The following is a 9,643-nucleotide window of genomic DNA, read 5'->3' on the forward strand; positions in this document are numbered from 1 at the left end:
GCGATCCCATGCCCACACGACAACACATGAACCACCGGCGCAGGTTGAGCACCAAGCAACTCGTGCTGATAGCCGTGCTGGCACTGCTCGGCTCCGGCGGCACCTTCGCCCTGGTCACCGGATCGGCCTCGGCCCACTGGCGGTCCAACTCGGGCCACTCGAACGGCTGGCAGAGCCCGAGCCCGGGGAACAGCACCAAGGCCGACAACGGGAACCAGAACAACGGTGGCCAGAACGGCTCCGCGTCGCCTTCGGCGTCGGCCTCCGCCTCGGCGTCGGCGTCCGCGCCCGCCGGCGGCGGCGGGCAGACCAACGGCCCCTCCCCCGAGGACTTCGCCGACATCCGCTCCGTCCAGCCGAACGTCCAGCGGGCGGCGAACCAGCGGGGCGCCTCGCGCGGCACCTTCACGGCGCGCTGCGGCCGCAACGAGAACAAGCACCACAACCCCGACAACTTCATCGTGGCCCCCGGCGTCGCCAACGGCGCGCACCACGTCCACGACTACGTCGGCAACCTGAGCACCGACGGCTTCTCGACCAACGAGTCCCTGGCCGCGGCCGGCACCACCTGCGCCCGTGGCGACAAGTCGACGTACTTCTGGCCCGTGCTGCGCAGCCGCTCCGCCAACGACGCGCCGGACGCCGACGGCAACACCGGCACGATCCTGCAGGCGACCTCGGTGCAGCTGCTCTTCAAGGGCAGCCCGACGTCCAAGGTGGTGGCGATGCCGTCCACCCTGCGGATCATCATGGGTGACGCCAAGTCCTTCACCAACGGCGTCGCCAACGCCAAGGCGTCGTGGAGCTGCACCGGCTTCGAGAACCGCCAACTCACCGACAAGTACCCGCTGTGCCCGCAGGGCAGCCGGGTGGTCCGCACGCTGAACTTCCCCAGCTGCTGGGACGGGACCAACGCCGACAGCGCGAACCACCGCACGCACATCGTCTTCCCCGACGGCGCGGGTCAGTGCCAGGCCGGCTTCAAGGCCGTGCCCCAACTGAAGATGCGGCTCACCTACAAGGTCCCGCAGGGTCCGAACTTCGCGCTCGACAGCTTCCCCGAGCAGCTGCACAAGCCGGTCACGGACCACGCGGACTTCGCCAACTTCATGCCGACGCGCCTGATGAACCAGGTCGTCAGCTGCATCAACGGTGGCCGCAACTGCGGCTGACGCGGAATCCCGCGCGCAGGCCCCCGCACCGCTCCGCCCGCCGGATCCCCCGAATCCCGGGCGGACCCCCGCGGGGGTCGGCTACAACTCCCCCATGTGGATGCTCTTCCTCCTCGTGGCCTGGGCCGCGGCGATCGCCTCCTGCACCCGTCTGTGCAGGGCGGCGGTCGCCGCGGCCCATCTGCCCGCCGGGGCCGCCGCGCCCGCCCCGGACCGCGCGCTCGGCCTCTACGAGATGGCCTTCCTGTCCGGCGGTCCGCGCCGGGTCACCGAGCTGGCGCTGGTCGCGATGGGGCGTGAACGCCGTCTGCTGCTCGCCGGAACGGGCTGGGCGACGGTGGTGGACCCGGACGGCCGGGACCCCGTGGAACGCTCCCTGATCGCCGCCACCGGCCCCGGAGGTCAGGCTCCCGTCCCCGTCGTACGCGCGGCGCACGCGGTCTCCGACGGGGTGCGCGAACTCGCCGAGCGCCTCACGGCCACGGGACTCGCGGTGCCTCCGGCGGCCCGGGAGTCGATCTCCACCGGCATACGCGAGGTGCGCGCGGCCGCTGTGCTCATCCTGGTGGCGTCGGCCGCCGCGACGGCCCTCGGACCCGCCGGGCGGCCCCTGCTGCCGTGGTTCGCGCTCCCCCTGCTGGTCACCCTGGGCTGCCTGGTCATCGCGCGCTTCGAGATCCACTCGTACACCCGCTGGGCCGCGCCCGCGGGCCGGGAGCTGCTGCGCGCCGTCGACGTGCCCCGCAGGCCGGCCCCCGACGACCGGCAGCAGCTCCTCACCGCCCTGGCCGTCCGGGGCCCCTCCGCCCTCCCCGATCCCGCTCTGCGCGCCGCCTTGGGCTGACGCTCCGCGCGGGCGGGCCTCAGGCCAGGCCGGCCACCAGCTCCGCCACCGACCTGCGGCGGCCGGTGTAGAAGGGGACCTCCTCGCGCACGTGCATCCGGGCCTCGGAGCCGCGCAGGTGGCGCATCAGGTCCACGATGCGGTGCAGCTCGTCGGACTCGAAGGCGAGGATCCACTCGTAGTCGCCGAGCGAGAACGACGCCACCGTGTTCGCCCGCACGTCCGGGTAGCCGCGCGCCATCTTGCCGTGGTCGGCGAGCATGCGGCGGCGGTCCTCGTCGGGCAGGAGGTACCAGTCGTAGGAGCGGACGAAGGGGTAGACGGAGACGTAGTCGCGGGCCGTCTCGTCGGCGAGGAAGGCGGGAATGTGGCTCTTGTTGAACTCGGCCGGGCGGTGCAGGGCCATGTTCGACCAGACGGGCTCCATCTGGCGCCCCAGCAGGGTGCGGCGGAAGCGGTTGTACGCGTCCTGGAGGGCGTCGGCGGTCTCGGCGTGCCACCAGATCATCAGGTCGGCGTCGGCCCGCAGCGCGGACAGGTCGTAGGTGCCCCGGACCGTGACGTCCTTCGCGGCGAGCTGCTCGAAGAGCTCCTCCACCTCCTCCGCGTAGCGGGTGCGGTCGTCGGGGAGGACGTCGCGCAGCCGGAACACCGACCAGAGGGTGTAGCGGATGACCTCGTTGAGGTCCTTGGCCTTCTTGCCGGCGTTGGGGGCCTTGGCGGGGGCGGCGGAAGCAGTGGAGTCGGTCATGGGGCTATTGTCCCGCGTCCGGTTCCCCGTCCTGCCGCAGGGTGCCCAGGACCTGCGCGGCCGCGCCGCGCGCGCTCGCGACGCACGCCGGGATGCCGACGCCCTCGTAGACGGCCCCGCACACCTCGAGCCCGGGCAGCTTCGCGACGTGCTCGCGCAGTCGCGCGACCCGGGCCAGGTGGCCGACGGGGTACTGCGGCAGACCGCCGTCCCAGCGGGTGACCCGGGCCGCGACGGGGGCCGCGGTGAGCCCGACGGCCTCACCGAGGTCCTCGCGGGAGAGCCGGACGAGGTCGGTGTCGTCCCACGCGAGGTCGGCCTCCTGGCCGTACCGGCCCACCGAGGTGCGCAGGACGAAGACGTCCGGGTCGGCGGCGCCGCTCCAGTGCCACTTCTGCCCGGAGAACGTGGACGCCTTGATCGTGCGCCCGTCCACCGGGGGGACGAGGAAACCGCTGCCCGGCAGCGCATGGGCGATCTCGCGGCGCCGGAAGGCCATCGTCACCAGGGCGACGCTCGCGTACTCGACCGCCGACAGCTCCGCGGCCGCCCCCGGCGACTCGGCGGAGAGCAGCTTGGCGGCCGCCTGCGCGGGCACGGCGAGCACGACCGCGTCCGCGGCGAGTGTCTCGCGGGCGCCGTCGTGGTCGAAGGCGATCTCCCAGCCGTCGGCGGTGCGGCGCAGTCCCCGTACGGGGGCGTCGGTCTCGATACGGGCCCCGGCGGCACGGCAGGCCGCGGCGACGGCGACGGGAAGCCGCCCCACGCCGCCGCGGATGCCGGCGAAGACCGGGCCGTCCCGGTGCGCGGCGGCGGCCCGGCGCTGCGTCTCCCGGACGGCCTCGATGAGGGAGCGGCCGGCGCGCGCGCCCTCGTACAGCTGGGGGATGGCGGCACGCAGCGAGATCTCGTACGCGTTGCCCGCGTAGACCCCGCCGAGCAGCGGGTCGACGAGCCGGTCGACGACCTCGTGGCCGAGCCGTGCGGCGACGAAGGTGCCCACCGCCACGTCCTCGCCGACCTTGGTGCGCGGCAGCACGTGGTCCAGGGGCAGCCGCGCCAGGCCCGCCGCGGACAGCACACCGGAGGCGGCGAGCGAACCGATGTCGCCCGGGACGCCCATGACCCCGCCCTTGGGCATGGGGCGCAGCCGGCCGCGCGTCCACAGCCCCGCCGTCGTCGTGGCGGGCGGCTCCAGGTCGTCGGCGAGTCCGACCGCGCGGGCCAGCTCCACCGCCTCGGGGCGGCGCGCCAGCATCGACTCGGCGCCCAGGTCGACGGGGACGCCCGCGATCTCGTCCGCGTACAGCTTCCCGCCCAGGCGGCCGGAGGACTCCAGCACGGTCACCCGCGCCGCTCCGCCCTCCAGCAGGAAATGCGCCGCGGCGAGTCCGGAGACCCCGCCGCCCACGACCACCACATGTCCGGCCCGGGGCTGCGTATTGCTCATGGCTCCACTGTCTCAGACGCCGGAACGAGCCCTAACCGTGACCTCTTCGGGATCACGGATCCGAAACCCGCCTCGCACCCCTCGCGTCGAACCGGCAACAGCCGCGACGGACCCCGGGGGGATGCCCTATGAGCACGTCAACCACCGCCACTCGCCGACCACTTGCCGCCGCGTTCGGCGCCGTGACACTGACCGCCGTGCTCGCGCTCGCCGGGTGCGGCGGCAGCGGCGACAGTGCGGAGAGCAGCGCGGGCGGCAAGGCCGCGGCCGCCGGCCACGAGGCGGCCGGCCGGGCCGCCGACCAGGCCGCGCCCACCGCGGCAAGAAACGACGGCAAGTCCGGCGGCGCCAAGGACACCGGCGCGGGGAGGACCCCGACCCTGGCGCAGTCGTACATCGTGCGCACGGCGATGCTCACGGTCGAGGCCGGGAACGTCTCCGGCGCCGTGGCCAAGGCCCGCACCCTGGTGGAGGGCACCGGCGGCTACGTCGGCAACGAGAGCACCAGCCTGGACGAGGACGGCCGCGAGTACTCCACCATCACGCTCCGGGTGCCGCCGGAGGGCTACGACCGCGTGCTGGAGGACCTCGCGCAGCTGGGCAAGCTGCTGAACCGCAAGGTGGACGCCCAGGACGTCACCGGAGAGGTCGTGGACGTCGAGAGCCGCCTCAAGACGCAGCGGGCCAGCGTGGCGCGGGTGCGGGAGCTGATGGACCGGGCGACCAAACTGAGTGACATCGTCTCGCTGGAGAGCGAACTCAGCACCCGCCAGGCCGATCTGGAGGCGCTCGAGGCCCAGCAGGCCTCGCTGAAGGCGCGGACCGGAATGGCCACGATCACGCTGGAGGTGCGGGAGCCGGCCGCGAAGGAGGCGGTGGAGCGGGACGACAAGGGCTTCTGGGCCACGGTGGGCGGCGCCTTCGGGAGCGGCTGGCACGCCTTCTACGTGACCCTGAGGGCGATCCTCGTCGCGCTCGCGGCGGTGGCCCCGTTCGCGGCGCTGGCCCTCCTCGGCTACCTGGGCTTCCGGCTGCTGCGCCGGGTACTGCCCGCACGGCGTCCCGTCACCGGGCCCCCGGCGCCGGTGACCGTGCCCGCGCCGATCGGAGCCGGGGACGACGAGGCCAAGCCGCGGGAGTAGCGGCGCGCACGACGGCCCCGCGCCGCGCGGCGCGGGGCCGTCGGCGTCAGCGGGCCGTCTGCGTGTGGACGAAGTCCACCAGGCGGGTCAGGGCGTCGGGGTCTGTGCTGGGGAGGACGCCGTGGCCGAGGTTGAAGATGTGCCCGGGGGCGGCCTGCGCCGAGTAGAGGACCTCGCGGGCCTTCTTCTCGACCGCCTCGCGCGGCGCGAAGAGCACCGCGGGGTCCAGGTTGCCCTGGAGCGCCTTGCCGGGGCCGACCCGGCGGGCCGCCTCCTCCAGCGGGACGCGCCAGTCGACGCCGACCACGTCCGCGCCGGCCTCGCCCATCAGACCGAGCAGCTCGCCGGTGCCGACACCGAAGTGGATGCGGGGCACGCCGTAGTCCGCGACGGCCTCGAAGACCTTGACGGAGGCGGGCATGACGTAGCGCCGGTAGTCCTCGGGGGCGAGCGCGCCGACCCAGGAGTCGAAGAGCTGCACCGCGCTGGCGCCGGCCTCGATCTGCACCTTCAGGAACGCCGAGGTGATGTCGGCGAGCCGGTCCAGCAGCTCCGCCCACAGCTCGGGGTCGCCGTACATGAGCGCCTTGGTGCGCTCGTGGTTGCGCGACGGGCCGCCCTCGACGAGGTAGCTGGCGAGCGTGAAGGGCGCGCCGGCGAACCCGATCAGCGGCGTCGTCCCGAGTTCACCCGTGAGCATGCCGATCGCCTCGGTGACGTACTTGACGTCGTCCGGTTCGAGCGGCCGCAGGCGCTGCAGGTCCTCCCGGGTGCGGATGGGCTGCTCGACGACCGGGCCGACGCCCGGCTTGATGTCGAGGTCGAGCCCGATGGCCTTGAGCGGCACCACGATGTCGCTGAAGTAGATCGCCGCGTCGACCTTGTGCCGTCGCACGGGCTGGAGGGTGATCTCGGTGACGAGGTCGGGCCGCATGCACGACTCGAGCATGGGGATCCCCTCGCGCACCTTGAGGTACTCGGGGAGGGAGCGCCCGGCCTGGCGCATGAACCACACGGGGGTGTGCGGCACGGGCCGGCGCCGGCACGCCAGGATGAAGGGGGAAGCAGCGGTCTGCTGGTGCGCACTCACCCCCGAATCTTCGCATGCGCCAAGTGGGCGACCCGCCCGACCGGGTGTCCTCCCTCACTGCGGGCCCCCTTCGGCCTACGCTTCCGGGCATGGCAGCGGCTCATGGGCACCTCTCGGACGGGAACGACGCACCCCTTCCGTTCCAGCACGCGGTCGACGCACTGCTGCGCGCCCGGGCACGGCACGAGGTGGAGCTCGATCCGGTGCCGCCGCCCAAGCGCCTGGCGCCGCACGCCTACGCCCTGGAGGCGGCGGTCGTCGTCGACGACGAGGAGCTCGGGGACGGGCGCCTGGTGCTGCTCTACGACCCCGACGGGCAGGAGGGCTGGAACGGCACGTTCCGGCTGGTCACCCTGGTCCGGGCGGAGCTGGAGCCGGAGATCGCGGCGGATCCGCTGCTGCCCGAGGTCAGCTGGTCGTGGCTGACCGGCGCCCTGGAAGGGCGCGGCGCGGCGTTCACGGCGGCGGGCGGCACGGTCTCGCGCAGTTCCTCGCACCACTTCGGCGCCCTGGCCGAGCGCGAGGACTCCACCCGCATCGAGATCCGCGCCTCGTGGACGCCGATCGCGCCGAGCGGCGGCGTGCCGGACATGGCCGCCCACCTGGCGGCCTGGTGCGACCTGGTGTGCACCTGTGCCGGGCTGCCGCCCGCCCCCGCCGAGCCCTGCCCGCCGGCGGGCGGCGGCCCCTCGGTGGTGCCGCTGCCGAAGCGGCGCGGTCCGCAGCAGACGCGCTGAGCGCGCGGCGCCGCCGCGCCCCACGGGCCCATCGGCCGCACCACCGGGCTGACCACACGCTTTACCGCCGTCAACGACGTCTGACACGCCGTGACCGCGATCTTCACACCTTCGATCGACACTGGTCGACAGCGCGTCCGAATTGCCGGAATTGTTACTAAACAAGTCGTGATCATTCTCTAAAGCCGGGCGAAGTTGCTGCCGAAGGAACCTGTGACCCTTCCCGCCAATGTCCCAGGAGGCCCGGTGTCGGTTCTTCTCGAGCACCCCACAAGCCTGGTCGCCTACCGCCCCAACAAGCCGACGGCGATGGTGGTGGTCGCAGATCCCCGTGTACGTTCCACCGTCACCCGCCACTTGTGGGCGCTCGGAGTACGCGACGTGATCGAGGCGTCCTCCATCGCCGAGGCCAGGCCCCGGGTGGGCACCCCCCGAGACATCTGCGTCGCCGACGTACACCTCCCCGACGGTTCCGGGCTGACCCTGCTCGCCGAGACCCGCGCGGCGGGCTGGCCCAACGGCCTGGCCCTGTCCGCCGCCGATGACATCGGTGCCGTGCGCAACGCCCTCGCGGGCGGCGTGAAGGGCTACGTCGTCACCGGCACCCGCACCAACCTCGGCATCCCCGGCCGCCCCGGAGCGGCGCCCATCGGCCCCGCGGGCCAGCGACTGCAGCGCCGCCCCCCGGGCGCCCCCGGCCACGGCGGCGGCTACCGGGAGCTGTCGGGCCGCGAGGTGGAGGTGCTCCGGCTGGTCGCGGAGGGCCAGTCGAACAAGGCGATCGGGGTCTCCATGGGGCTGTCCGCGCTCACCGTGAAGAGCCACCTGGCACGCATCGCCCGCAAGCTGGGCACCGGTGACCGCGCGGGCATGGTCGCGGTCGCGCTCCGTACCGGCATCATCCACTGATCGAAGTCATATCCCGGAAGCGCCCGCCGACGGAACGTTCCGTCGGCGGGCCGCTGCTGTACACAGATACTCTTGACTGGTGACCGACGCCCGAGAGACCGCAACAGAAGCACCCCCGGCGCCGGTCCCGCTGCTGGACCCGCGCGAGGGAATCCCGCCGGTGACCGCCAGCCCGGAGGCCTTCGCCGACGTGGTCGCGGCTTTCGCCGCGGGCTCCGGACCTGTCGCCGTCGACGCCGAGCGCGCATCCGGCTACCGCTACGGCCAGCGGGCCTATCTGGTCCAGCTACGCCGTGCCGGGGCAGGGACCGCGCTGATCGACCCCGTCGCCTGTCCGGACCTGTCGCCGCTGAGCGCCGCGCTCGACGGCACGGAATGGGTGCTGCACGCCGCCACGCAGGACCTGCCGTGCCTCGACGAGGCGGGCATGCGACCGGCCCGGCTGTTCGACACCGAGCTCGCCGGCCGCCTGGCGGGCTTCGCCCGGGTCGGACTGGGCGCGATGGTGGAGAACGTCCTCGGGTACGCCCTGGAGAAGGGGCACTCCGCCGTCGACTGGTCCACCCGGCCGCTCCCCGAGCCGTGGCTGCGGTACGCCGCGCTCGACGTCGAGCTGCTGGTCGACCTGCGCGACGCGCTGGAGGAGGAACTGCACGCCCAGGGCAAGCTGGAGTGGGCGATGCAGGAGTTCTCGGCCATCGCCGCGGCCCCGCCGCCCCCGCCCCGCGTCGACCCCTGGCGCCGGACGTCCGGCATGCACAAGGTGCGGCGCCGCCGCCAGATGGCCGTCGTGCGCGAGCTGTGGAACCTCCGGGACCGCATCGCCCGTGAACGGGACGTCTCCCCCGGCCGCGTCCTCACCGACGCCGCGATCATCACCGCGGCGCTGGAGGCCACCCCGAACGCGCACGCGCTGGCCGCGCTGCCGGGGTTCGGGCACCGGATGGGGCGGCGCCAACTGGAGCAGTGGCAGGCCGCGATCGACCACGCGCGCAGCATCCCCGAGCGGGAACTCCCGCAGCCCGGCCCCGCGTACACCGGCCCCCCGCCGCCGCGCGCCTGGGCGGACAAGGACCCGGCCGCCGCGGCCCGGCTCTCGGCCGCGCGGGCCGCGGTCTCCGCGCTGGCGGAGCAGCTGAACCTGCCCCAGGAGAACCTGATCACCCCGGACACCGTGCGCCGCCTGTGCTGGGCGCCGCCGCGGGACCGCGGGCCCGAGTCCGTCGCGGGATTCCTCACGGAGGCCGGGGCGCGGCCGTGGCAGGTGGAGCTCACGGCGCCGATCCTGGCGGCGGCGGTTTCGGCCCAGCCGTAGCGGGGTGCGCTTTGCTGGTGCCCGGGGTGCCCCTTGCGGCCGGTGGTTGTGTGCGGGTTCGTCGCGCCTGCGGCGGGCGGTTTCCCCGCCCGCCCTCCCGAGCACCCGGCGCGATCAGGCACCGCCTCGCGCGTGTGTGGGTGGGCCGGGTGCGGGGCCTCCGGGGCTGGGCATTCTGGACGCATATTTACGTGCATGGCGGGCACCTGCTCTTGTCGTCCCGGGTGCCGCAC

General features: G+C 73.9%; 9 protein-coding genes. 6 read left to right on the forward strand and 3 right to left on the reverse strand.

Features of this window, described 5'->3' with window-relative positions:
* Positions 1-8: 8 nt before the first annotated feature.
* Both AB0F62_RS14045 and AB0F62_RS14050 read left to right on the forward strand, forming a co-directional pair.
* On the forward strand, positions 9-1,172 hold the full coding sequence (locus AB0F62_RS14045; protein WP_361796985.1) for a DUF1996 domain-containing protein: 1,164 nt from the start codon (positions 9-11) through the stop codon (positions 1,170-1,172).
* Between the two features lie 94 nt (positions 1,173-1,266).
* The gene (locus AB0F62_RS14050; protein ID WP_361796988.1) at positions 1,267-2,016 is read left to right on the forward strand and encodes a TIGR04222 domain-containing membrane protein; all 750 of its coding nucleotides are present in this window, start codon (positions 1,267-1,269) and stop codon (positions 2,014-2,016) included.
* 19 nt (positions 2,017-2,035) lie between these two features.
* Here the strand turns inward: AB0F62_RS14050 and hemQ are convergent, their stop codons facing one another.
* Positions 2,036-2,767 carry a hydrogen peroxide-dependent heme synthase gene (gene hemQ, locus AB0F62_RS14055; protein ID WP_361796991.1) on the reverse strand — a complete coding sequence of 244 codons (732 nt, stop codon included), beginning with the start codon at positions 2,765-2,767 and terminating at the stop codon, positions 2,036-2,038.
* 4 nt (positions 2,768-2,771) lie between these two features.
* Entirely contained in the window at positions 2,772-4,217 is a 1,446-nt protein-coding gene (gene hemG / locus AB0F62_RS14060; protein WP_361796994.1) for a protoporphyrinogen oxidase, read from the reverse strand.
* 128 nt (positions 4,218-4,345) lie between these two features.
* Here hemG and AB0F62_RS14065 point away from each other — a divergent pair, with 128 nt between their 5' ends.
* A complete protein-coding gene (locus tag AB0F62_RS14065; protein ID WP_361796997.1) occupies positions 4,346-5,359 on the forward strand; it encodes a DUF4349 domain-containing protein in 1,014 nt (337 codons plus the stop codon).
* Positions 5,360-5,405: 46 nt separating this feature from the next.
* Here AB0F62_RS14065 and hemE read toward each other — a convergent pair whose 3' ends face one another.
* On the reverse strand, positions 5,406-6,449 hold the full coding sequence (gene hemE, locus AB0F62_RS14070) for a uroporphyrinogen decarboxylase (RefSeq protein ID WP_361797000.1): 1,044 nt from the start codon (positions 6,447-6,449) through the stop codon (positions 5,406-5,408).
* 89 nt (positions 6,450-6,538) lie between these two features.
* On the opposite strand from hemE, the gene AB0F62_RS14075 reads away from it, so the two are divergent.
* The 3 genes from AB0F62_RS14075 to AB0F62_RS14085 all read left to right on the forward strand — a co-directional run bounded on the left by AB0F62_RS14075 (position 6,539) and on the right by AB0F62_RS14085 (position 9,410).
* Positions 6,539-7,186, forward strand: coding sequence for a DUF3000 domain-containing protein (locus tag AB0F62_RS14075; RefSeq protein ID WP_361797003.1), 648 nt, complete (start codon positions 6,539-6,541; stop codon positions 7,184-7,186).
* Between the two features lie 246 nt (positions 7,187-7,432).
* Entirely contained in the window at positions 7,433-8,095 is a 663-nt protein-coding gene (locus tag AB0F62_RS14080; protein WP_361797006.1) for a response regulator transcription factor, read from the forward strand.
* Between the two features lie 79 nt (positions 8,096-8,174).
* Positions 8,175-9,410: a ribonuclease D gene (locus AB0F62_RS14085; protein WP_361797009.1), complete on the forward strand. Its 1,236-nt coding sequence runs from the start codon at positions 8,175-8,177 to the stop codon at positions 9,408-9,410.
* The last annotated feature ends 233 nt before the right edge of the window (positions 9,411-9,643 follow it).

The sequence above is a fragment of the Streptomyces sp. NPDC026673 genome, from assembly GCF_040638135.1.
GTDB lineage: Bacteria > Actinomycetota > Actinomycetes > Streptomycetales > Streptomycetaceae > Actinacidiphila.